Source organism: Mycobacterium sp. NPDC003449 (assembly GCF_053588415.1).
In genome coordinates, this window is the sequence record NZ_JBSFPX010000119.1 from 1 (window position 1) to 22,505 (window position 22,505).

The 22,505-nt window shown below is 68.6% G+C and carries 24 protein-coding genes; 9 read left to right on the forward strand and 15 right to left on the reverse strand.

The window, feature by feature from the left end:
• The first annotated feature begins 149 nt into the window (after window positions 1-149).
• Both ACWDTP_RS25150 and ACWDTP_RS25155 read left to right on the forward strand, forming a co-directional pair.
• On the forward strand, window positions 150-1,619 hold the full coding sequence (locus tag ACWDTP_RS25150; RefSeq protein ID WP_450024863.1) for a glutamate--cysteine ligase: 1,470 nt from the start codon (window positions 150-152) through the stop codon (window positions 1,617-1,619).
• A 19-nt stretch (window positions 1,620-1,638) separates the two neighbouring features.
• A complete protein-coding gene (locus tag ACWDTP_RS25155; protein WP_450024820.1) occupies window positions 1,639-2,322 on the forward strand; it encodes a class I SAM-dependent methyltransferase in 684 nt (227 codons plus the stop codon).
• A 60-nt stretch (window positions 2,323-2,382) separates the two neighbouring features.
• Here the strand turns inward: ACWDTP_RS25155 and ACWDTP_RS25160 are convergent, their stop codons facing one another.
• A complete protein-coding gene (locus ACWDTP_RS25160) occupies window positions 2,383-3,807 on the reverse strand; it encodes a flavin monoamine oxidase family protein (RefSeq protein WP_450024822.1) in 1,425 nt (474 codons plus the stop codon).
• Window positions 3,808-3,865: 58 nt separating this feature from the next.
• Here ACWDTP_RS25160 and ACWDTP_RS25165 point away from each other — a divergent pair, with 58 nt between their 5' ends.
• Complete coding sequence (locus ACWDTP_RS25165; protein ID WP_450024824.1) at window positions 3,866-4,543, forward strand: TetR/AcrR family transcriptional regulator; 678 nt, start codon at window positions 3,866-3,868, stop codon at window positions 4,541-4,543.
• A gap of 19 nt (window positions 4,544-4,562) precedes the next feature.
• Here the strand turns inward: ACWDTP_RS25165 and egtE are convergent, their stop codons facing one another.
• The 14 genes from egtE to ACWDTP_RS25235 all read right to left on the reverse strand — a co-directional run bounded on the left by egtE (window position 4,563) and on the right by ACWDTP_RS25235 (window position 16,860).
• A complete protein-coding gene (gene egtE / locus ACWDTP_RS25170) occupies window positions 4,563-5,678 on the reverse strand; it encodes an ergothioneine biosynthesis PLP-dependent enzyme EgtE (RefSeq protein ID WP_450024826.1) in 1,116 nt (371 codons plus the stop codon).
• Window positions 5,675-6,640, reverse strand: a complete 966-nt coding sequence (gene egtD / locus ACWDTP_RS25175) for an L-histidine N(alpha)-methyltransferase (RefSeq protein WP_450024828.1) — start codon at window positions 6,638-6,640, stop codon at window positions 5,675-5,677. Before egtD ends, egtE begins: the two co-directional genes overlap by 4 nt.
• The gene (gene egtC, locus ACWDTP_RS25180) at window positions 6,637-7,341 is read right to left on the reverse strand and encodes an ergothioneine biosynthesis protein EgtC (RefSeq protein ID WP_450024830.1); all 705 of its coding nucleotides are present in this window, start codon (window positions 7,339-7,341) and stop codon (window positions 6,637-6,639) included. The genes egtD and egtC overlap by 4 nt, the downstream gene beginning before the upstream one ends.
• Window positions 7,334-8,605 (reverse strand): ergothioneine biosynthesis protein EgtB, encoded by a 1,272-nt coding sequence (gene egtB, locus ACWDTP_RS25185; protein WP_450024832.1) that lies wholly within the window; start codon window positions 8,603-8,605, stop codon window positions 7,334-7,336. Before egtB ends, egtC begins: the two co-directional genes overlap by 8 nt.
• Window positions 8,602-9,882 (reverse strand): ergothioneine biosynthesis glutamate--cysteine ligase EgtA, encoded by a 1,281-nt coding sequence (egtA, locus tag ACWDTP_RS25190; RefSeq protein WP_450024834.1) that lies wholly within the window; start codon window positions 9,880-9,882, stop codon window positions 8,602-8,604. The genes egtB and egtA overlap by 4 nt, the downstream gene beginning before the upstream one ends.
• Window positions 9,883-10,009: 127 nt before the next feature.
• Window positions 10,010-10,651, reverse strand: a complete 642-nt coding sequence (locus tag ACWDTP_RS25195) for a sensor domain-containing protein (protein WP_450024836.1) — start codon at window positions 10,649-10,651, stop codon at window positions 10,010-10,012.
• 17 nt (window positions 10,652-10,668) lie between these two features.
• Complete coding sequence (locus ACWDTP_RS25200) at window positions 10,669-11,190, reverse strand: hypothetical protein (protein ID WP_450024838.1); 522 nt, start codon at window positions 11,188-11,190, stop codon at window positions 10,669-10,671.
• A 109-nt stretch (window positions 11,191-11,299) separates the two neighbouring features.
• Window positions 11,300-11,737, reverse strand: coding sequence for a Fur family transcriptional regulator (locus ACWDTP_RS25205; RefSeq protein ID WP_450024840.1), 438 nt, complete (start codon window positions 11,735-11,737; stop codon window positions 11,300-11,302).
• A gap of 50 nt (window positions 11,738-11,787) precedes the next feature.
• Entirely contained in the window at window positions 11,788-12,258 is a 471-nt protein-coding gene (locus ACWDTP_RS25210; RefSeq protein WP_450024842.1) for a hypothetical protein, read from the reverse strand.
• A gap of 167 nt (window positions 12,259-12,425) precedes the next feature.
• Entirely contained in the window at window positions 12,426-12,848 is a 423-nt protein-coding gene (locus ACWDTP_RS25215) for a hypothetical protein (protein ID WP_450024844.1), read from the reverse strand.
• A gap of 3 nt (window positions 12,849-12,851) precedes the next feature.
• The gene (locus ACWDTP_RS25220) at window positions 12,852-13,271 is read right to left on the reverse strand and encodes a hypothetical protein (protein WP_450024845.1); all 420 of its coding nucleotides are present in this window, start codon (window positions 13,269-13,271) and stop codon (window positions 12,852-12,854) included.
• A gap of 143 nt (window positions 13,272-13,414) precedes the next feature.
• A complete protein-coding gene (locus ACWDTP_RS25225; protein ID WP_450024865.1) occupies window positions 13,415-14,512 on the reverse strand; it encodes a DUF4185 domain-containing protein in 1,098 nt (365 codons plus the stop codon).
• Window positions 14,513-14,558: 46 nt separating this feature from the next.
• Complete coding sequence (locus tag ACWDTP_RS25230; RefSeq protein ID WP_450024847.1) at window positions 14,559-15,593, reverse strand: aspartate-semialdehyde dehydrogenase; 1,035 nt, start codon at window positions 15,591-15,593, stop codon at window positions 14,559-14,561.
• Between the two features lies 1 nt (window position 15,594).
• A complete protein-coding gene (locus ACWDTP_RS25235) occupies window positions 15,595-16,860 on the reverse strand; it encodes an aspartate kinase (RefSeq protein ID WP_450024849.1) in 1,266 nt (421 codons plus the stop codon).
• 87 nt (window positions 16,861-16,947) lie between these two features.
• On the opposite strand from ACWDTP_RS25235, the gene ACWDTP_RS25240 reads away from it, so the two are divergent.
• The 6 genes from ACWDTP_RS25240 to ACWDTP_RS25265 form a co-directional block, all read left to right on the forward strand.
• Window positions 16,948-17,553 carry a nitroreductase family protein gene (locus tag ACWDTP_RS25240; protein WP_450024851.1) on the forward strand — a complete coding sequence of 202 codons (606 nt, stop codon included), beginning with the start codon at window positions 16,948-16,950 and terminating at the stop codon, window positions 17,551-17,553.
• A 186-nt stretch (window positions 17,554-17,739) separates the two neighbouring features.
• Window positions 17,740-18,990, forward strand: coding sequence for an ammonium transporter (locus tag ACWDTP_RS25245; RefSeq protein WP_450024853.1), 1,251 nt, complete (start codon window positions 17,740-17,742; stop codon window positions 18,988-18,990).
• Window positions 18,991-19,122: 132 nt separating this feature from the next.
• Window positions 19,123-20,427 carry a type III glutamate--ammonia ligase gene (gene glnT / locus ACWDTP_RS25250; RefSeq protein ID WP_450024855.1) on the forward strand — a complete coding sequence of 435 codons (1,305 nt, stop codon included), beginning with the start codon at window positions 19,123-19,125 and terminating at the stop codon, window positions 20,425-20,427.
• Window positions 20,428-20,456: 29 nt separating this feature from the next.
• Window positions 20,457-21,326 carry a glutamine amidotransferase gene (locus tag ACWDTP_RS25255; RefSeq protein WP_450024857.1) on the forward strand — a complete coding sequence of 290 codons (870 nt, stop codon included), beginning with the start codon at window positions 20,457-20,459 and terminating at the stop codon, window positions 21,324-21,326.
• Window positions 21,314-22,012 (forward strand): protein glxC, encoded by a 699-nt coding sequence (locus ACWDTP_RS25260; protein ID WP_450024859.1) that lies wholly within the window; start codon window positions 21,314-21,316, stop codon window positions 22,010-22,012. Before ACWDTP_RS25255 ends, ACWDTP_RS25260 begins: the two co-directional genes overlap by 13 nt.
• A partial coding sequence (locus tag ACWDTP_RS25265) for a glutamate synthase-related protein (protein ID WP_450024861.1) occupies window positions 22,012-22,505 on the forward strand: 494 nt, incomplete at its 3' end. The genes ACWDTP_RS25260 and ACWDTP_RS25265, both read left to right, overlap by 1 nt.

Below are 22,505 nucleotides of genomic sequence, written 5' to 3' on the forward strand. Positions count from 1 at the left end.
CCACCGGACTACTCGCCTACATCGTCGCGGTGCTCGACCGCACCACCCTCGGGGTGTCCGGGCTCCAGGCCGCCCTGATCCGCCTCTCCCGCCGAGGTCATTTGGCCATTCTGCTGCGCATCCGGCCTCCGACGTTGTTGCATCGCGGTGTGGGCGAAGAAGTCAGACGCACCGAATACACCCGGGCGCACCGGCAGGAGTACCGCCGCAAGGTGCAGCTGTGCCTCGACGTGTTCGAAACCATGCTCGCCCAGTCCAGATTCGAGTTCGAGCGCCCGCTCACCGGGATGGAGATCGAGTGCAACCTGGTCGACAGCGAGTATCAGCCCGCGATGACCAACCGGGCCGTGCTGGACTCGATCGCCAACCCCGCCTATCAGACCGAATTGGGCGCCTACAACATCGAATTCAACGTGCCGCCGCGGCCGCTGCCCGGGCGTGCCGCGTTGGACCTCGAGCGCGACGTGCGGGCCAGCCTGAATGCCGCCGAAGCCAAGGCAGGCCGGGACGGCGCCCACATCGTGATGATCGGCATCCTGCCGACACTTATGCCCCAGCACCTTTCGGGCAGCTGGATGAGCGAGTCGACCCGGTATCAGGCCCTCAACGATTCGATCTTCACCGCGCGCGGCGAGGATATGGCGATCGACATCGCCGGGCCGGAGCGGCTCAGCATCCAGGCCGCGTCGATCGCGCCCGAATCCGCGTGCACCAGCATGCAGTTGCACCTGCAGGTCTCACCGGCGGAGTTCGCCAGGAACTGGAACGCGGCCCAGGTACTGGCCGGGCCGCAGTTGGCGGTGGGCGCCAACTCGCCCTACTTCTTCGGCCACCAGTTGTGGGCCGAGACCCGCATCGAATTGTTCACCCAGGCCACCGATACCCGGCCGGATGAGCTCAAGACCCAGGGGGTGCGGCCCCGGGTGTGGTTCGGCGAGCGCTGGATCACCTCGATCTTCGACCTGTTCGAGGAGAACGTCCGCTACTTCCCGTCGTTGCTGCCCGAAGTGTCCGATGAGGATCCGGTCGCCGAGCTGGCCGCGGGACGCGCACCGCAACTGTCCGAGCTGCGGCTGCACAACGGGACGGTGTACCGATGGAACCGCCCGGTCTACGACGTCGTGGATGGCAGGCCGCACCTGCGGGTGGAGAACCGGGTGCTGCCCGCCGGCCCGACGGTGATCGACATGATGGCGAACTCGGCGTTCTATTACGGGTTGTTGCGGACCCTGTCCGAGGAGGACCGGCCGCTGTGGACCAAGATGAGTTTCGCTGCCGCGCTTCACAATTTTTCGGCGGCCGCCCAGCACGGGATGGAGGCCCGGCTGTACTGGCCGGGGGTGGGCGAGGTGACCCCCGACGAATTGGTGCTGCGCCAGCTGCTGCCGCTCGCCCACGACGGTCTGCGCCGCTGGGGTGTCGCCGGGGAGGTCTGCGATCGCTATCTCGGCGTGTTGGAGGGCCGGGCGAAGACCGGGCGGACCGGGGCGGCCTGGCAGGTCGAGACCGTGCGGCGATTTCAGCAACGCGGCCATTCCAGGCCCGAGGCACTGGCCGAAATGTTGCGACTCTATGTACAACGCATGCACAGTAATGAGCCCGTCCACACCTGGGATTGACGCGCGTACGTTGGTTGGCATGACATCAGAACAGGTCTTGGACTGGGATGGCGCCTACCGCGGGGATGGGGGGTTCGAGGGTCCGCCACCGTGGAACATCGGTGAGCCGCAGCCCGAGCTCGCGGCCCTGTACAAGGCCGGAAAGTTCCGCAGCGATGTGCTCGACGCCGGGTGTGGGCATGCCGAGCTGTCGTTGACGCTGGCAGCGGACGGCTACACGGTCGTCGGGCTGGATCTGAGCCCCACCGCGATCGCCGCGGCCAACAACGCGGCCCAGGTCCGCGGGCTGTCCACCGCGAGCTATGCCCAGGCCGACATCACCTCCTTCACCGGCTACGACGGTCGGTTCAACACCGTGGTCGACTCGACGCTGTTCCACTCGCTGCCGGTCGAGGGCCGCGACGGTTACCTGCAGTCGATCCACCGGGCCGCGGCGCCCGGTGCGCACTATTTCGTGCTGGTGTTCGCCAAGGGCGCTTTTCCGGCCGAACTGCAGGAGAAGCCGAGCGAGGTGACCGAGGACGAACTGCGGGCCACGGTGGCTAAGTTTTGGGAGGTCGACGACATCCGTCCGGCGTTCATCCACGCCAACGCACTGGCAATGCCCGCCGATGTGCCGTTCGAGTTGCCGCCGCACGATCACGACGACAAGGGCCGGATCAAGTTCCCGGCCTTCCTGCTGTCCGCGCACAAGGCGAGCTAACCGCGGGCCGGGTAGCACGGTGCTCGTCCGACGGTCGACGACGCGAACCCGGCTCGCGGGCTAGCTCCGGATCACCTCGCGGGCGGCGCGCTGTCCGGCCTGGACGGCTCCGTCCATGAAGCCTATCCACTCGTCGGCCGTTTCGACTCCGGCCCAGCGCAGCCGGCCGACGGGGGCTTTGAGTAATTCGCGCGCCGAGGTCAGGGCTCCAACGCAGAGACCGCCCTCGCAGCCGAAGTGGAACGGTTCGTCTACCCATCGTTTTTCCGAATAGTGCAGGGGGCTAAGCGCTTCCGCACCGAATAGGTCTGCAAATGTCGCCAGCACCGCGTCCTTCCTGCGCGAGGGATGCTCCGTGGCGTCGGTGTCGAAGGTGTCGTCGGTGCTGTAGCACGCGAGCACACCGACCGAGCCGTCCGGCGGTGAGGCGTCGAGAACGCCCGGTGCGGCATCGCGGTCGGTCAGGGCCGAGCCGGATAGCCCGGCCGCGCGCCAGAACGGCTTGTCGTAGACGACGTTGAGCTTCCGGCCGTGCACCGGTTGCCAGGCGTCCTGCAGCCGTATGCGCGGCGTCGGCAACGCCGGACGGAATTCGATCCCGCGGTAGGCGGCCGGGCCGATCGCGACGATGACGTGGTCGGCCTCATATACCGTGCCGCATGCATGCACGCTGACACGCTTCGCCGACTGGTCGATTGTGTCGACGGGCGAATCGAGGATGACCCGATCGCCAAGGGCAGCCGCGAGAGCCAGCGGCAGCGATTGCGCGCCGTGGGCGAACCGCAGGACGCCGGTCTGGGTGGTCAGCAGCGAGCCTATCCCGCCCCAGGTGTTGAAGACATGCAGGACGAACAGCAGCGAGGTGGTGGGCCGGAAATACCCGAAGAATGACTCGAGGAAGTGCCGCGCGGGGCCCGGCCGTACCACTTCGCCGAGCCAGGATTCGATGGTGCGCTGGTCCAACTCCCGCGACCGCGGTGCCGACCACGGGTGCTCGGCGGGGACCGACGCGGCCAGCACGTCCAATTCCCGGATCGCTCCGAGCAGGTCCACGATGTCGCCGGCCGGCATCGGCAACGGCACCCATCGTTCGATCAATCTCAGCGCACCGCGGACCACCGGACGCACCGATGGCGCGGTCAGCAGCCGAGTGTTCCCCGTCCGCCCGACGGTGAGTGTTCGGGCAGTCCCGTCGAACAGGTACTGGAACCGTCCCTGCGTCCCGCTTTCGAACACATCGACACCGAAGCGCTCGGCTAGCCCGAGAACGTGCTGGTGCTGGGGATAGACCAGCGTGGCGCCGTCGTCGATCGCCGTGTCGCCGGCCTTGCCGGTACGAGTCCGACCACCGACCCGCGGCCCGGCCTCCAGCACCGTCACCGACGCGAAGCCCGCGTCCACCAACGTGGTAGCCGCAGCCAGTCCCGACAATCCGGCGCCGACCACGATGACATCGCCGAGCATCTGCATCACATCGCTCCCCATTCGTACGTACAGTGTACTGATATTCAGTACACTGTACGGCATCAGGTATCCTAGTCCCGTGGGTAGCGCATCAACGGAGTCGGTGTGGCTGCGTCCGGCCAAGAAATCGCGCAACCAGTCGCTGGATCGCGATCAGATCGTCGCCGCCGCCGTTGCGCTCATGGATTCCGACGGGATCGCTGGGCTGAGCATGCGCAAGCTGGCCACCCACCTCGGCACCGCACCCATGACGCTGTACGGCTACGTCGCCACGAAAGACGACGTGCTCGAATACGCACTCGACGGCGTCTTCGCCGAGGCGACCGTGAACACCCGGGCCCGCAGCTGGCGCAACAAGCTGAAGGCGCTCTCCCACAGCATGTTCGAGGCATTCTTGCGACACCCGTGGGCACCGGCGCTACTTGGCAGCAAGCCGCCAATCGGGCCCGCTGCCGTCGACCACTTCTCGTCGATCCTGGACGTGCTGTCCGCCGCAGGATTCCGTGGTGACGCACTCGCTTCAGCCGTATCGGCCGTTTACTACTACGTGCTCGGCGCCGCGACGGCCGAGGCCGCATGGCTTAGAGCCGGACAGCCTTTAGCCAGCCTGACGCCGATCGACGTGGCGGATCTGAAGTCCGCGCGTGGACGAGACACCGGGCCGGCGGTTCAATTCTTCGCGGCCCGACCCGGCGGTGACCCTCGACAGCGGTTCGAGGCCGGGTTGGCCCTGATCCTCGGCAACCTGCAACCGTAGACCGGCCTTCGCCGGAAGGCTAAGGCGCCTTCCGCAGCGCCGCCGCGAACTGCTCCAGATCATCGACGGTGGTGTCGACGTGCGGCGAGATCCGCAGCACCGGTTTGGTCATCTCGAACGGGGCGCGCAGCGCCTCGCATGCGGTGGTGACGATCCGGCGTTCGGCGATCAGCCAGGCCCGCACGGCCAGCGGGTCGGCGCCGTCGGTGGGTTCCAGGGTGGTGGTGGCGGTGGGCTCGTCGAGCGGTTCGACGACCCGCCACCCCGGGATGTCGGCCAGCACCTGCCGGGCCGTGTGGCCCACCTCGGCGAGCCGGGCCCGGACCAGCTCCGGCCCGGCGGCCAGATGTTCCCCGATCGCCACCGAGAAACCGATCCGCGCGGCCGCATTGTGCTCGGTGTGGTCAAAGCTCTGCAGCACGGTGAGCGGCACATCCCAGTCGGCGGGCGGGGTTCGCCTGCACAGCCGCTCAGCCAGTTCGGGCCGAACCCCGAGCACGCCGACACCGCGGGGCCCGGACAGCCATTTACGCGACGACGAGTACATCGCGTCGGCGCCCACGGCGCAGTCCAGATGGCCCAGTGCCTGTGCGGCGTCGACCACGAATGGGATGCCCGCGGCCCGGCACGCCGCGAGCATCTCGGCGACCGGCTGGGCCACCCCGCGGTGGCTGGCCAGCGCGGTGACGTGCACCAGCGCGGGCGGATCGGCGACGAGCCGGCTGGCGGCCGCGTCGACGTCGATGCGGCCGTCGCCGTCGACCGGAAGTCCTTGTACGGCAAAGCCGTTGGCCGCCATGATGGCCAGGTTGGGACCGAACTCGCCCGGCACGCAGGCCAGGGTGCGCTCCCCCGGCCAGCTACCGAGGAGCAGGTCCAGCGCGTTGTTGGAACCGCTGGTGTACACCACGTCGCCGACCTGCAAACCGGTCAGCGCGGCCACCGCGGCACGCCCGGCGTCGAGCACCCGGGCGGCCGCTTCGACGGCGACGTAGCCGCCCACCTCGGCTTCGTGGCGGGCGTGGGCGGCGGCGGCGTCGAGCACCGCGAAACTCTGCCGCGAGCAGGCTCCGCTGTCGAAGTGCAGCCCGGCGACCTTCGGGCGGGCGTCCCGCCACCGCTGCGCGAGGCTCATTTCACCGCAAGCGACAGGCCGAAGTCACCGGCCGCATCGGTCCACCAATGCGTTTGCCGCAGACCGGCTTTCGCCAGCTCGGCGGTCACCCCGTCGGGACGGAACTTGCAGGACACCTCGGTCAGCATCTCCTCCCCCGCGGCGAAGGCGGCATCGAGGTCGAGCGCCCCGATCCGGACCCGCTGCGCCGTGCGGGCCCGCAGCCACATCTCGATGCGTTCCTCCTCCTCGTTCCACCTCGCCACGTGCTCGAAGGCATCGAGATCGAAATCGGCCGCGAGTTCGCGGTTGACCACGGCCAGCACGTTGCGGTTGAATTCCGCGGTCACGCCGGCGCTGTCGTCATAGGCGGCGACCAGCCGGCCGGTGTCCTTGACCAGATCGGTGCCGAGCAGCAGGCTGTCCCTCGGCCGCAGGGTGGCGGCCAGGCTGGCCAGGAACCCGGCCCTCGGCCCCGGTGTCAGATTGCCGATGGTCGAGCCGAGGAACACCACCAGCCGGCGGCCCACCTGGGGGATCTCACCGAGGTGTTCCTCGAAATCGCCGCACACCGCTTCGATCTCGACACCGGGGTACTCGCCGCCGATCGCATCGCCCGCGGCCCGCAGCACACCCGCGTCGACGTCGAACGGGATGAAGCGGCGCAACCGCCCGGTATCGCGCATGGCGTCCAGCAGCATCCTGGTCTTCTCCGAGGTGCCGCTGCCCAGCTCCACCAGGGTGTCGGCACCGGCCGCCGCGGCGATGTCGGCGGACCGCTCACGCAGGATCTGCGCCTCGGTGCGGGTCGGGTAATACTCGGGTAGCCGGGTGATCCGATCAAACAGTTCGCTACCCACCGAATCGTAGAACCATTTGGGCGGCAGCGTCTTCGGAGCCTTGGCCAGCCCGTCGCGGACGTCGCGGCGCAGGGCCGCGGCCGCCGAGTCGGCGGCCAGGTAATTCGACAGCGAGAGCGTCATGCCAATCCTTTCAGGGGGGTCAGCTCGACCTGAGAAGCATCCACCCGGACCAGGTGACGGTCCGGGATGTCGCGCCAGGCCGGATCGTCATCGTAGGGTTCGCTGGCGATCACGACGCCGTCGGCCAGTTCCAGCACCGAAAGGGTGTCGCCCCATGTGGTGGCCAGCAGCCGAGAGCCGTTGCCGGCCACGATGTTCAACCGGGCGTTCGGATCCCGTCCGCCCACCTCGACGATCGTGTCGCCCAGGGCGTCCATGCCGCGCTCGAAGATCAGGGCGGCCAGCACCGCACTGTCCACGGTGGATTCGGCCGCCCTGGACGCGGGCAGCACCGAGCGGTCCACCACCCCGTTGTGCGACAGCAGCCACTGGCCGTCGGTGAACGGTGCCGAGGCCGACGGCTCGATCGGCATGCCGACGGTCGCCGACCGGACCGCGGCCACCACGCACCCGCTGCGCAGCGCGGGTGCGACCGAGGCGAATGACACCTCGCCCCACAGCGGTTTGTCGCCGCGCCAGCGTGCCGGCCCGCCGTTCGGCAGATCCGGCGAGAAAAACCCTGCGCCCCAACCGTCGGCGTTCATCAGGCCGTGCTTCTGGCGCCTCGGGGCATAGGACTGCACCAGCAGGCCGTTGGGTGGGTCGAGGAGCAGCGAGGCCACCGAACGCGGAGCCCCGAGCCAGCCCAGATGCCTACACATCCCAGGCCAACCGCACACCGGAGAAGATCTGCCGCCGGATCGGGTGGTCCCAGTTGCGGAAGCTGGGTCGCAGGATGCCGGCCGCCACCGCCCACGACCCCCCGCGCAACACGCGGTAGTCGCCGTCGAAGAACGGGGCCGTGTAGCGCTCGTAGACCATCGGGGTGAAACCCGGCCACGGCCGCAGCGGCGAACTGGTCCACTCCCAGACATCGCCGAGCATCTGCTCGACACCGTATGCCGATGCACCGGCCGGGTATGCCCCGACCGGCGCCGGGCGGCGCGCCTCGCCGCCGAGATTGGCCAGCGTATCGGTGGGTTCGCTGTCCCCCCAGGGGAATCGGCGCCGGACACCGGCCACCGGATCCCACGCGCAGGCCTTCTCCCATTCGATCTCGGTGGGCAGCCGGGCCCCGGCCCATGCCGCATAGGCCTCGGCCTCGAAATAGCAGATGTGCTGCACGGGTTCATCGGCCGGGATCGCCTCCCGATGCCCGAACCGGGTCCGGGTACCCGCATCCCAGAATTGCGGCCCGGTCAGGCCGGCCTGCTGACGGTGCGCCCACCCGCGCTGCGACCACCAGCGCGACTCGGCGTACCCGCCGTCGTCGATGAAGCCCTGCCATTCGGCGTTGGTGACCGGCACCCGGCCGATCCGGAACGGTGCCACGTCGACGCTGTGCGCCGGGCGCTCGTTGTCCAGCGAATGCGGCTCGGCGGGCCCGTCGACACCGAGCTCGAACGGACCGCCGTCGATCAGCACCGAGGTACCCGCCACACCCGCCCTGCCTGCAGGCACCGCGGCGCCGGGGTCGAGCAGGGCGGGACCCTGACGCAGGTTCAGCGCCTGCAGCATAGTCTCGTCGTGCTGATTCTCGTGGCTGATCACCAGGCCGAAGTTGAATCCGGCATCCTCCTCGGGCAGGGCGTCGAGGGCGTCGAGGGCCTTGGCCCGCACCGTCGCACAGTAGGCCCTGGCATCGGCCGGCGGCAGCAGCGGCAACCCGACCCGGCTGGCCCGGGAATGCACGAACGCGTCGTAGAGCCGATCCACCTCGGGCGCCAGCATTCCGGGCCGGTCGGGGTTGCCGTCGCGCAGCAACCACAGCTCCTCCTGCTGGCCGATATGGGCCAGGTCCCACACCAGGGGACTCATCAACGGGTCGTACTGGCGGTGCAGTTCGGTGTCGTCGAACTCGACCAGCCGCAGGGTCCGGTCCCGAGCCTTGGCCAGCTCGCGCGCCAATGTCTCGCGTGTGCTCAAAGCTCACCTTTCGCCAGTCGGCTCACCGAGGCGGCGATCCCGTGCCGCACCACCCGGTCGGAGAAGTCGTCGGCCGGGCAACGCCCTTCCTCGACCGAACGCACCAATTGCCCCATCGATTCCCCGATTTCGGCGGGCGCGCGTTCGGCCGCGGTCCGCACACAGGTGACCGCGGCCTCATAGAGGTACCGGTCGGCCAGACCGACCCGCGCCGCCCGGTCCCATGCGGTGGCGACCGATTCGGTCGCCTCGGCGGCGATCGCGGCCGCGGCCGGATCGTCGAGCAGTGTGGTCAGGGTGAACACCGCGGCCGGCCACAGCGCGTCGGGCAGGCTGTCGAGGTAGCGGATCTCCAGCCAGCGGCGCGGCCGCACCGGCGGGAACAACGTGGTCAGGTGGTAGTCCAGATCGGCCTCGGTCGGGCGGCGGCCACCCAGCACGGCCCGGCCGTCGGCCCAGTCGGCGAACGGCACCCAGTTGGTGACCGGCACCGCCGCACCGTCTTCGGAGCTGTTGACCAGCATCACCGGGGCTCGCAGCGCATAGCGGGCCCAATCGTCGGCGGGCGCGTCCCCCTCGGCGCCGAGGACCGGGCCGCAGCGCGCGGCGTCGAGTTGCCCCCAGACCCGTTGACGGCTCGAACTCCAGCCGGTGAACCGTCCATGCAGCAGCGGTGAGTTGGCGGTGACGGCGATCATCGTCGGACCCAGCGCATGTGCCAGCCGCACCCGTTCGGCCCAGCCGTCCCGCGGCCCCGCGTCGAGGTTCACCTGGACCGACGCCGTCGAGGTCATCATCGCCGCGCCGGCCTCGGCGGTCCCGCTTGCGGCGAAGAACTGCTCCATGGCCTGGTATCGCGCGCCCGGGTTGACCCGCCGGGTGGGCCGCAGCGGATCGGTGCCGAGTAGCACCAGGCCCAGCCCGCGGCGGGCGAAGGCCGCATGCAGTACCGCCCGGTCGGCCAGCAGTGCGGCGATCGCGGCCGCTGGGCCCGACGCCGGCGGCCCGGACAACTCGACCGCGCCGCCGGGTTCCACGGTGATCCGGCTGCCGCCGGGCAGCGCGGGCACCTCGGCGATGGCCGCCGACAGCTCATCCCAACCGGGCCGTCGCATCGGGTCGGTCAGGTCGAAGCAGTGTGCCTCGATCTCCAGGCCCACCTGCCCCACCGGGCCGTCCTGCAGGCACTGTGCGCCGATATGGGCGGCCGCCTGTTCGGCGCTGGCGAACTCCACTGTCGCGAGACCGTCCGGATCAGCTCGCACGGATACGGCCATGGCAGCCACCCCTCCCGGCCCGCACCGGCGTGGGACCGTCTGGTTCCATTCCATCTTCCAGATGGCACCGACAAAGTCGCGTCGTAAGCGGTGACACGTTGGTGACGTCACCCCCAATCGCGTGCGGTTATTGACCGAGTGTGTTCTGCATCGCGCCGGCGAGCACGTTGAGCGCGGGGCCCCCGTTTCCCGACTGACAAACCTTGGCCTGCAGCAGGACGTTCTCCCGCTTACGGGTGCTGGTGAAACAGCGCCGATCCGTGCCTGCCTCCTGTTTCACCCAGTCCGCGTCCGTCGGGCCGGCCGGGCCGCCGGTGAACGTCCAGACCTGGGTGACGTAGTTGTCCAGGTGCATCGGCGTGGTCTGGCCCGAGCAGCCCACAGTCCGGTCGACGACACGGTGGTAGGCGCGGTCGGCGGCGTCGGGGTTGGCGAACACCCCGACCGACTGCTTGACCATGTGGGTCTGATCGTCGGCCGCGGTCTGGGCGGTGGCGCCGTTGAACGAGGCCAGATCCGGATCGTTGTAGACCTCGGGCAGCCCCACATCGGCCCAGTTGTTGCACACCGGGTTCTCGACCGAGAACGCCTGGAACGGTGCGGTGAACTCGGACTCCCACCGCATGGGCGCGCCGACGATGTTGCCCACCGAGCCCTTCGGCAGGACCGCGTAGGACACCACCCCCGGATCGGACGGCCGCGCCCCCGCGGGGGCGGCCAGAGCCAACGCGAGACCGGCCACCCCGAGACCCACAGTCAGAGCGCGCATGGTGCCGATCATGCCATTCAGAACAGGGTGCGGGTGCAATAGGTCCGGGCCGGCGACGGGTACGGCCAGGCGAACTGGCCCGCCGCGACAGTGCATGCGGCCTGGTCACGGACGTCGAGCCGCTGCGTCACCTGCACCAGCACCCCGGGACCGCGCGCCGTGCAGTCGGCCAGTGCGACCACACCGGCCGGCGCCCCGAGTTCGTAGCAGTGATCGGCGACCAGATTCGGGACCAGGCACAGCCGGGCCGTCGACGGGTCGGCGTAGCGGGCGGGCAGATGCTGGTATTCGTCGCTCGGACAGGCGCCTGCCGCGTCGGCCAGGGCACCGACGGTGTAGCTCGGATCGGTGCCGCAGTCCGCCTTGTTGGCCCTGCTCACCTGTGGAGCCGCCGGGGTTCCGGGCCCGATGCTCACGCAGTCGCCGACGGCGAAGACCGTCCCGACGGCGCGTTCGGGCTGCGAGCCGCGCAGACCGCAACCACTGGCCAGCGCCACCATCGCGATCAGCGCGGCAATCAGGATCCGATTGCGCACCATGGTTAGCGAGAATCTCACGATTCGGCCCGGCCCGCCCGGGGTTGTGCCCAATAGCAGGAGCCCCGGCCACCTTGCGGTGACCGGGGCGTCCATCGGGCTGCAGAGTGGTCTATCCGGTGCGCGCGGTCTGGCAGTCGGCGCACACGCCCCAGAACACGACCTCGGCCTCGTCGACGGTGAAACCGCCGACTTCGGTGGGTTCCAGGCAGGGCGTCTCCCCGACGGCGCAATCCACGTCGGCGACCTTGCCGCACACCCGGCAGACCAGGTGGTGGTGATTGTCACCGGTCCTGGTCTCGTAGCGGGCGGAGGAGCCGGCCGGCTCGATACGGCGCACCAGGCCCGCGTTGACGCAGGCGCGCAGCACGTCGTAGACGGCCTGGGTGGAAACCGAGCCCAGCGTCTCGCGGACCCGGCCTGCCACATCGTCCGCGGTCGAGTGCGGCCCGGCCGCCAGTGCCTCGAGCACCGCGACCCGCGGCGCCGTGACCCGCAGCCCGGCGGCCCGCAGCAGGGCCCTCGGGTCGTGGTCGTGCACCGTGGTCATGCGGCCAGTATGCGCCCTCTTTCTGGAATCAGTCAAAAAGACGGATCCGGTCAGGGCCTCGGCGCGGTGTTCGACGGTCCGGGACGTTCCATGCCGCCGGGCCCTCCTGGCCCTTCACCACCGGGGCCACCGGGGCCGCCCGGTCCACCGAACGGGCCCTGGCCGAACGGGCCGAAGAACGGCGGCATCATCCCGTGCGCGGGAGCCATCGGCGGTCCGCCGCGGTGGAACATCATCATCCCGGGACGGTCGCCGTGACCACCGCCGCGATGATGACCGCCGTCGGAGTGGGCGCCCAGGAAGAACCCGGTGCCGAACACCACCGCGACGATGAAGACGATGCCCGCCGCGATACCGACCCATGCGGCGGTCTGGAACAGGCGGCTCTGCTGACGCTTCTGGGCGGGAGGCGGAGGGGGTGCGGGCTGCGGCGCCGCGGCGGGGGCGGGCGGCGCGGACGGAACCGGCGCCTGGGGGACGACCGGACCGGTCGCGGGTTCGGACGGGGGTGTTTCAGTCATGTTCCCGAGCATGCGAGCACTGTTCAGGTGCCGATCAAGAATTGGCTATGAATCCGCTGTGAAAGCCCGGATCCCGCGTTCGTAACGCCACGGCGGAAAAACGGGCTGCGACCGCCACAGCGTTACACATGCGGGCCGACTACTCCCAGGGCTTGAGGCGCGGCCGCTTACTGCGCCGCCTCGGCGAACTCCACCGGTCGAGCGTCACGAGCACAAGACGGATGACCGACAGCCGCCGATATCGCGACGCCGTTCGGATTACGTTCGATGTGGTCGATGAACATGCCGACAGTTGCGGTCGGGCCTGGGGTATCTTCGCCGGTCATTACGTCGTCCGGTACCGGAATAGCGCACGATTCGCCGATGACAGAGACCATGCGCACTTGCTGTGGACCACGCACGAACAGATTGGCGAACCCGCCGACTGCCCGTATCCGGCCAAGAAGGGTCGACAGCCGCTCATCCTCCATGGCCACGATGACCGGACAGCCACCATCGTCATCGGTGACAGGCAATACGATGTCCGCGAGCGCACCACAGGCGAGATTCATATTCACTTCGCGGCGGAACGCATCTAGCTGCGGATCCATTTGTCATCCCCTCTCGTCCCGGATGATACGCGCACGGCCGTCGGCTTCGCGCTCAACCTGCGCAAACGCGTGTTGGACGTCATCCACCGTGTCGAGTTGCGCAATGGAGCGCGGGTCCAATTCCGGGTTCTGTGTGTGCAGATGACTGTGTCCGTGGCAGCAATCGAAGTACTCGACAGTGTCCCACCCGTCCGAGGCGAGGACCTGCACATTCACAACGAAGTCGACCAGAACCCTGCCCCTGTTCCACACAATGAACTGCAACCGCACGGTGTTGGCATCGTCATACGGGACGTCCCACTGCCGCTGACGGCAACCAGCACGGTCGGGTCGATCGGTTCCTCGCGATGAGGTCAATGCAGCATTGGCTTCGCGGCCAGCCTTCCGCAGCTTTTGTCGATCCCGCTGTCCGCGGCGAACCATGCAGGCACGATAGCCAAGCCGGCGCCTGAACCGAAGGAACGCCACTCACCGTGAGCCTGATTCGGTTGACCCGGTCCGCGAACTCGGGCGTGGATTACCCGCCGCGACCGCCACAGCGTTACACACGCGGAGAGCCGGGCCGGCTACTCCCAGGGCTTGAACGGGTTCACCGCGTACTGGATGACGCGATACGGCGTCCCGCCCCGGGGGGTGGTGTTCCACTGGCTGACGAAGACCCGCACCGAGTCGAGCGTGGACCCGGGTGAGATGTAGCCACCGTAGGGCTGGGCCAGCCGGTTGACCTCCGGCGGCGGCAGGGCGTCGGCCGGATCGGGCCAGTCGCTGCCGACGACCACGGTGGTCACCGGCGCCGTGCCGAGCCCGGTCGGGTCGTAGGCCACCCGGATCTCCATATTGCCGGTGGCCGCATTGAAATAGGACAGCACAGGTTTGCCGTCGATCTGCTTGAAGCTCATCTCCCCGACCCGGTCACCCCACAGCGCGGTGGACGCCTTGCCCCAGCCACCCGACGACGACCAGCCCTGCCAGCCGGCCCGGTCGGTGAACCGATCGGGTTTGGCCCGGTACAGGAACACCGGGGCACTGCGGTCGAAGTTGTTGGCCACGATGTACACCCAGCCGCCGGGGGAATCCGGGGTCGGGACCGGGTCGTAGTAGCCGCTGATCTGCGACTGCGCGCCGCCCTGATAATCCGCGGGCCGCACCGAACCCGGGATCGTCGGCCAATCACCCCGGGACGGATCGGCTTTCACCAGCCTCGAGCTCTGCGGCACCAGATCGTGCGTGGTGCTCACCATCAGGTAGTTGTCCCGGTTGATCGACACCACGCCGGCGGGCAACTGGGAACCGCCCGGCGGCGTCTTGTCGGCCAGCAACGGGCCACCCACCCCGCCCCCGGTGACACCGCCGTAGCGGATACCCGCCGGGTCGTCGACCGAATCCGGATCGACATGCAGCGCGATCGGCGAGTACCAGCCGCCGAAACCCACCGCCTGGCCGGCGAAGCTGTCCCCGCAGACCTGCAGCATCCGGCTGGGAAACTCGATGAACTCACACAGGTCGGTCGCGCCGATCCCGTAATCCCCTGTCGGCGTCCCGGTTCCGGCAGCCGGACCGATCCGCAGCACCTGGCCGGGGGTCAGAGTCGGCAGCGCGGGAGCGGGGAACGGCCATGGCCACGGCGGGTCGGCATGGGCGGCGGGCGCCAGCCACAAAGCCATGGCCGCCGCGACGGCGGCGGTGACGCGGGCCGGTGACACCCGCGCGTCAGAGCTCGGCGGCCAGCAGCTCGGCGATCTGAATAGTGTTCAGCGCCGCACCTTTTCGCAGGTTGTCGCCGGAGACGAACAGGGCGAGGCCACGCCCGTCGGGCACGCCGGGATCCTGGCGGATCCGGCCGACCAGGGATTCGTCGACCCCGGCGGCGGCCAGCGGTGTCGGCACATCGACCAGCTTCACCCCGGGCGCACCGGCCAACAATTCCGACGCCCGCGCGACCGAAAGAGGTTGGGCGAACTCGGCATTGATCGACAACGAGTGCCCGGTGAATACCGGGACCCGCACACAGGTGCCGGAGACGGGCAGTTCCGGGATGCCCAGGATCTTGCGGCTCTCGTTGCGCAGCTTCTGATCCTCGTCGGTCTCGCCGGAGCCGTCGTCGACCAGCGACCCGGCCAGCGGCAACACGTTGAACGCGATCGGCGCCACGTACTTGACCGGGGCCGGGAACTCCACGGCCGAACCGTCGTGCACCAGCGCCTCGGCACCGTCGATGACCGCACGGGTCTGTGACGCGAGTTCGTCGACACCGGCCAGCCCGCTGCCCGATACGGCCTGATAGCTCGACACGATCAGCCGGGTCAGGCCGGCCTCCTCGTGCAGCACCTTGAGCACCGGCATCGCGGCCATGGTGGTGCAGTTGGGATTGGCGATGATGCCCTTGGGACGTCGGCCGGCGTCGCGGGAGAAGTTGACCTCGGAGACGATCAGCGGGACCTCGGGGTCCTTGCGCCAGGCCGAGGAGTTGTCGACCACGACGGCACCGGCCGCGGCGAACCGCGGGGCCTGCACCCGCGACATGGCCGCCCCGGCCGAGAACAGCGCGATGTCCAGACCGGACGGATCGGCGGTCTCGCTGTTCTCGACCTCGATCTCCTGACCGCGGAACGGCAGCTTCTTGCCCTCGGACCGGGCGGAGGCGAAGAACCGCACACCGGTGGCCGGGAAGCCTCTCTCCTCCAGCAGGGTGCGCATGACCTGGCCCACCTGACCGGTGGCACCGACGACTCCGATGTTGACCATCTCAGCGCCCCGTTCCGCCGTAGACGACGGCCTCGCCCGCACCGCCGAGACCGAATGCCTCATGTAACACCGCGACCGCCGTGTCCAGCTCGGTGTCCTTGACCAGCACCGAGATCCGGATCTCGGAGGTGGAGATCAGATCGATGTTGACGCCGACCTCGGCCAGCGCCTCGCAGAACGTGGCGGTGACGCCGGGGTGGCTGCGCATACCCGCGCCCACCAGCGACACCTTGCCGATGTGGTCGTCGTAGAGCACCTGGCTGAACCCGATCTCCTCCTTGAGCGCGCTCAGCTTGGCCACCGCCCCCGGCCCGCTCTCCCGCGAGCAGGTGAAGGTGATGTCGGTCTTGCCGTCCTCGACCTTGGAGATGTTCTGCAGCACCATGTCGATGTTGACGTCGGCCTCGGCGACCGCGCGGAACACCTTGGCGGCGTAACCGGGCACGTCGGGCAACCCCACCACGGTGACCTTGGCCTCGCTGCGGTCGTGGGCTACTCCGGTCAGGATGGCGTCTTCCATGGGGATGTCCTCGATCGATCCTTTGACGATGGTGCCCGGCTTGTCCGAGTAGGACGAGCGGACGTGGATGGGCACGTTGTAGCGGCGGGCGTATTCGACGCAACGCAGCATCAGCACCTTGGCCCCGCAGGCCGCCATCTCCAGCATCTCCTCGAAGGAGACGGTGTCGAGGTGGCGGGCGTCGGGCACGATGCGCGGGTCGGCGGTGAAAATGCCGTCGACGTCGGTGTAGATCTCACACACGTCGGCTTCCAGGGCCGCGGCCAGCGCCACCGCGGTGGTGTCCGAACCACCCCGGCCCAGTGTGGTGACGTCCTTGCTGTCCTGGCTGACCCCCTGGAACCCGGCGACCAGCACGATCTGGCCCTCGTCGAGGGCGTCACGGAGCCGGCCCGGGGTCACCTCGATGATCTTGGCGTTGCCGTGGGTGCCGGTGGTGATCACGCCGGCCTGCGATCCGGTGAACGAGCGGGCCTGCGCCCCGAGGGACTCGATGGCCATCGCGACAAGCGCGTTGGAGATCCGCTCACCCGAGGTGAGCAGCATGTCCATCTCGCGGGCGGGCGGCGCCGGGGAAACCTGACGGGCCAGGTCCAACAGGTCGTCGGTGGTGTCGCCCATCGCCGAAACCACCACGACGACGTCGTTGCCCGCCTTCTTGGTCTCCACGATGCGCTCGGCGACGCGGCGGATCCGGTCGGCATCAGAAACCGAAGATCCTCCGTACTTCTGTACGACGAGCGCCACTGTCCAATCCTTCGAAATAGCGGAAATGAGTCGCACCAAGGATAAGGGAGACGCGCATCCGATTTTCCCCGCCGGTAGCTTGGCCCCGTGCCCGACACCCCGCGCGACCGACTGGCCAGCACCAGCGTGCCGATTCACCCGGTGCTCGCGGCCCGCTGGAGCCCGCGGGCGTTCGACCCCGACGCCACCGTCACCGCCGACCAACTCGCCGCGGTTCTGGAGGCCGCCCGCTGGGCCGCCTCGTGGGGGCACCGCCAGCCGGTCCGGTTCGTCGTCGGGCGGCGGGGTGACGAGACCTTCACGGCCCTGGCCGGGCTGCTCAAGCGCGGTAACAGCTATGCGCGGGCGGCGGGCGCACTGATCCTGGTGTGCGCCGACGAGGGCGAGGACGAGCGCACCGCGCGCTATGCGGCCGTCGACGCGGGCGCGGCCATCGCCCAGCTGTCGGTGGAGGCGGTGTCGCGCGGGCTGATCGTGCATCCGATGGCGGGGTTCGACGTCGACGGATCCCGCGCCGCGTTCGCCGTGCCCGACGGGGTGCGGCCGCTGGCGGTCGTGGCGCTGGGGTCGCTGGGCGACTACGAACGGGTGGACGAGACGGTCGCCGAACGCGACGGCAGGCCGCGCGAACGGCTACCGCTCGGGCAAATTGCGTTCGCCGGTCGGTGGGGTAACCCTCTCGCATCGCATTGAGATTGCATCCACGGTCGTGATTTCACGGCGACCACAGCCCTGACAGCAATCTCGACGCCGTTGCGGATCGGCGCCCGGATTCAGTTTTAACTCTCCTGCAACACTTCGCGACCATCCACGTAACAGAAACATCGGTTACTGCCGGTGAACGGCTCGCTTCGGGCCGCCACCGTGAGGAGATGTGTGATGGATACCGGAACGACAGCATTCATGCTGTGTTGCATCATCGGGCTCACCTTGATGATCCCTGGTCTGGCGCTGTTCTACGGCGGCATGGTCTCGGTCAAGAGCTCGACCAACATGATGATGATGACCTTCGGCGCCGTCGCCGTCGTCGGCCTGCTGTGGGTCCTCTTCGGATTCTCGATGGTCTTCGGCACGTCCTACGGCGGATTCGTCGGCAGTTTCACCGAATTCGCGGGCCTGAAAGACCTGCTTGAGCCCATGACCACCGTCGAAGGGCTACCCGTCAGCCTGTTCGCGGTGTTCCAGGCGCTGTTCGCCGCGATCACCGTGGCGCTGATCTCGGGTGCCGTGGCCGATCGCATGAAGTTCGGTGCCTGGATGGTGTTCGCGGCGTTCTGGGCCGTGCTGGTGTACTTCCCGGTCGCGCACTGGGTATTCGCGTTCGACGGTACGGTCACAGAGGACTCCGTGGGCGGCTGGATCGCCAACAAGCTCGGCGCCGTCGACTTCGCCGGCGGCACCGCGGTGCACATCAACGCCGGTGCGGCCGCGCTCGCGCTGGCGATCGTGCTGGGCAAGTCGGCGATGTTCGGCCGGCGCAAGCCGCACAACGTGCCGCTCACGCTGCTCGGCGCGGGCATGCTGTGGGCGGGTTGGTATGCGTTCAACGGCGGTTCGGCGCTCTCGGCGGGCAACTCGGCCGCGATCGTCATGGTCACCACGTTCGTGGCGACCTGCGCGGCGGTCCTGGCGTGGCTCGCTGTCGAGAAGATCAAGACGGGTCACGTCACGGGTGTCGGCGCGGCGTCGGGCGCCATCACGGGTCTGGTCGCCGTCACACCCGCATGCGGTGCGGTGACACCGATCGGCGCGATCTTCGTCGGGGGCATCGCGGGTGCGGTCTGCGTGTACGCCGTCGGCTTGAAAGACACGTTCGGGTACGACGATTCGCTCGACGTGGTCGGTGTGCACCTCGTGGGCGGCCTCATCGGCACACTGCTGATCGGCTTCTTCGCGAGCGAGGGGATGCCCAACGGTGTCAACGGTCTGTTCTATGGCGGCGGCATCGACCAGTTGTGGAAGCAGGCCGTCGCGGCCGGTGCGGTCATGATCTATTCGTTCGTACTCGCATACGCCATCGCGTTCGCGCTGAAGAAGACTATGGGCATCCGCATCTCTCCCGACGAGGAAGAGAAGGGTATCGACGCCAAGTTCCATCGCGACTCCGCTTACGAGTTCGAATTCGTCTGATCCGGTTGATGATTCCCCGGCCCGGTCACCGCGGAGGCTCTCCGCGGCGTCCGGGGCCGGGGCTTCGTCGGCTTGCCGAAGTTTCATGCTGTGATATGTTGATTCCTGATAAGAGACGAAGGATTTCTCCCCATGACCTCTGATCTCGCCACTCTCGCCGAGCAGAACGGCACCAGGTTCATCCTCGCGTTGTTCGTCGACCTGCGCGGAAAACCTTGCGCCAAACTGGTTCCCGTCGAGGCCATCGACATGCTGGCCACCGAGGGCGTCGGCTTCGCCGGCTACGCCGTCGGCGCCATGGGCCAGGAACCCAAGGATCCCGATCTCATCGCCATCCCGGATCCCGCGTCGTTCACCCCCATCCCCTTCATCAAGGACGGCCTGGCGCTGGTCCACTGCGATCCGCACGTCGAGGGCAAGCCCTGGGCGTACGCGCCACGGGTGATCCTCAAGAACCTGATCCAGCAGGCGGCAGACGCCGGATTCGAACCGTGGGTGGGTGCCGAGGTCGAGTATTTCCTGTTGCGCCGCAACGCCGATGGCGCGCTGGTCACCGCCGACGTCGCGGACACCGCCGCGCAGCCCTGTTACGACGCGCGCGGCCTCACCCGCATGTACGAGCACCTCACCGCGATCTCCACGGCCATGAACTCCCTTGGCTGGTCCAATTACGCCAACGACCACGAGGACGGCAACGGCCAGTTCGAACAGAACTTCGAGTTCGCCGACGCGCTCACCACGGCCGATCGGGTGATCACGCTGCGCTACCTGCTGTCGATGATCGCCGCCGAACGCGGCATGGTGGCCACCTTCATGCCCAAACCGTTCGCCGACCGCACAGGCAGCGGGCTGCACTTCCATCTGTCACTCACCAGCGGCGGCAGCCCGGTCTTCCCGTGCGAGAGTGACGAGCGTGGCCTCGGCCTGTCCGACACCGCGTATGCGTTCCTGGCCGGCATCCTCGACCACGCCTGCGCCCTGCAGTCCGTCGTCGCACCAACTGTCAACTCCTACAAGAGAACCGGCGCCACCAGCACCGCATCCGGGGCATCCTGGGCACCCCGGCTGCCCAGCTACGGCGGCAACGACCGCACGCACTACATCCGGGTTCCCGACAACCAGCGCATCGAGATGCGTGGCGGTGACGGCTCGGCCAATCCATACCTGGCGATCGCCGCCGCGCTGGGCGCCGGCCTCGACGGCATCAAGCGCAGCATCGATCCGGGCCCGGTCGGCAGCGGTGGCACGTCGGCCCTGCCGCCCACGCTGCTGCACGCCGTCGACGCACTGGAGGCCGATCCGGTGGTCACCGGCGCGCTCGATGCCGCGGGTCAGGGTGTGGCCACCTACTTCGCAAACCTCAAACGCGAGGAGTTCTTCACCTACCACGGCATGGTGACGCCGTGGGAGGTCGACACCTATCTCACGGCGTTCTAGTCCGAAATTCCCGAGAGGAGAACAACGTCATGTGCGGGATCGTGGGGTTACACCTGCGCACAGCCGAGCTCTATCCCCGGTTGGGTGAACTGCTCACCGAGATGCTGTGCGAAATGTCGGACCGGGGCGCCGATTCGGCCGGCGTCGCGGTCTACGGCGATCCGGTGTTGTCACCGCCCGCCCGCGGCTGCGTCTCGGTGACCGACCTCGCCGAAGCACCCGACCTCGGTCCCGATGTCGAGGTGGTACAGGTTGATTCGACGTATCTGCTGTCGGCCGACACGCCGGCGGAGGATCTGCTGAACCGCGTCCGCTCGGCCTACCCGTCGGCGCTGATCGCCGGGTTCGGCTCCGATCTCGCGGTGCTCAAGGGCGTGGGACATCCGCGTTCGCTCACCGACGCGTGGGGCCTGGCCAAGGCTCAGGGCTGGCAGGGCGTCGGGCACACCCGCATGGCGACCGAGTCCGCGGTGACACCGTCAGGCTGCCACCCCTACACCGTGGGCCCCGAGCAGTGCATGGTGCACAACGGATCGTTCTCCAACCACGCCACCATCCGGCGCGAACTGCGCCGCGCCGGTGTGCAGTTCGACAGCGAGAACGACACCGAGGTGGGTGCGCGGTTCGTCGCCGCCCAGTTGGCGGACGGACGCGACGTCCAGACCGCGCTCAAGGAGCTGTGCGCGACGTTTGACGGCTTCTACACGCTGCTGGTGTCCAACCGCGACTCATTTGCCGTGGTGCGCGACGCGATCGCGTGCAAGCCCGCGGTGATCGCCGAGACCGACGAGTGGGTCGCGATGGCCAGCGAGTACCGCGCACTGTCCGGACTCCCGGGCGTCGAGAAGGCGCGCATCTGGGAACCCGAACCGGAGGTTGTCTACGCATGGACCAGGTAACCGTCAGTCTCACCGAGTTCGACCTGCGCACAACACCTCTGCGCGAGGTCAACGCGGCATTACACCAGCCCGGCCTCGGGGGTGAGGTTGTCATCGCACATCCCGCGGGCGCGCACAACGTGGCCGTCGGCGTCGACGCACCGGTGCGGGTCCGCATCGAGGGCCACGTCGGCTACTACGCCGCGGGGATGAACCAGCAGGCCGAGGTCCTGATCAACGGCAACGCGGGCACCGGCGTCGCCGAAAACATGATGAGCGGCACCGTGCGGGTCACGGGCAACGCCTCGCAGTCCGCTGGCGCCACCGCCCACGGCGGCCTCCTGGTGATCGAGGGCGACGCCGCCGCGCGCTGCGGCATCTCGATGAAGGGCGTCGACATCGTCATCGGCGGAAACATCGGCCACATGAGCGCGTTCATGGCGCAGGCGGGCCGCCTGGTGGTGCGCGGTAATGCCGGTGAAGCCCTTGGCGACTCGATCTACGAGACCCGCATCTACGTGCGTGGCGATGTCGCCTCGCTCGGCGCGGACTGCATCGCCAAGCCGATGCGGCCCGAGCACCACGCCGAACTCGCCGAACTACTGGCGGCCAGTGGTTTCGATGACGACGACACCGCCGAATACACGCGCTACGGCACGGCCCGAAACCTGTACCACTTCCACGTCGACAATGCGAGCGCCTACTGATGAGCCACACCACCGATGACCGGGCACGGCTCGGCCTGCGCGAATCCGCCACATTCGACCGCACCACGATCGCCGCGATCCAGCGGGCCGCCGAGACCGGGATCTACGACATTCGCGGTTGGGGCGCCAAGCGCCCGCTGCCGCACTTCGACGACCTGCTGTTCCTGGGTGCGTCGATGTCGCGGTACCCGCTGGAGGGATACCGCGAGCGCTGCGGCACCGACGTGGTGCTCGGCGACCGGCACGCCAAACACCCGCTGCACCTGAACATCCCGGTCACCATCGCCGGTATGAGCTTCGGCGCGCTGTCGGCCCGGGCCAAGGAGGCACTGGGCCGCGGTGCGAGCGAGGTCGGCACGTCGACCACTACAGGTGACGGCGGCATGACGCCCGAGGAGCGCGGCCAGAGCATGCCGCGGCGCCGGCACTGCCCGGGCCGAAGAGCCTGCGGGCCACCGGGACCGAACCGCATTCGCAGCCGGGCAGCGCGGCG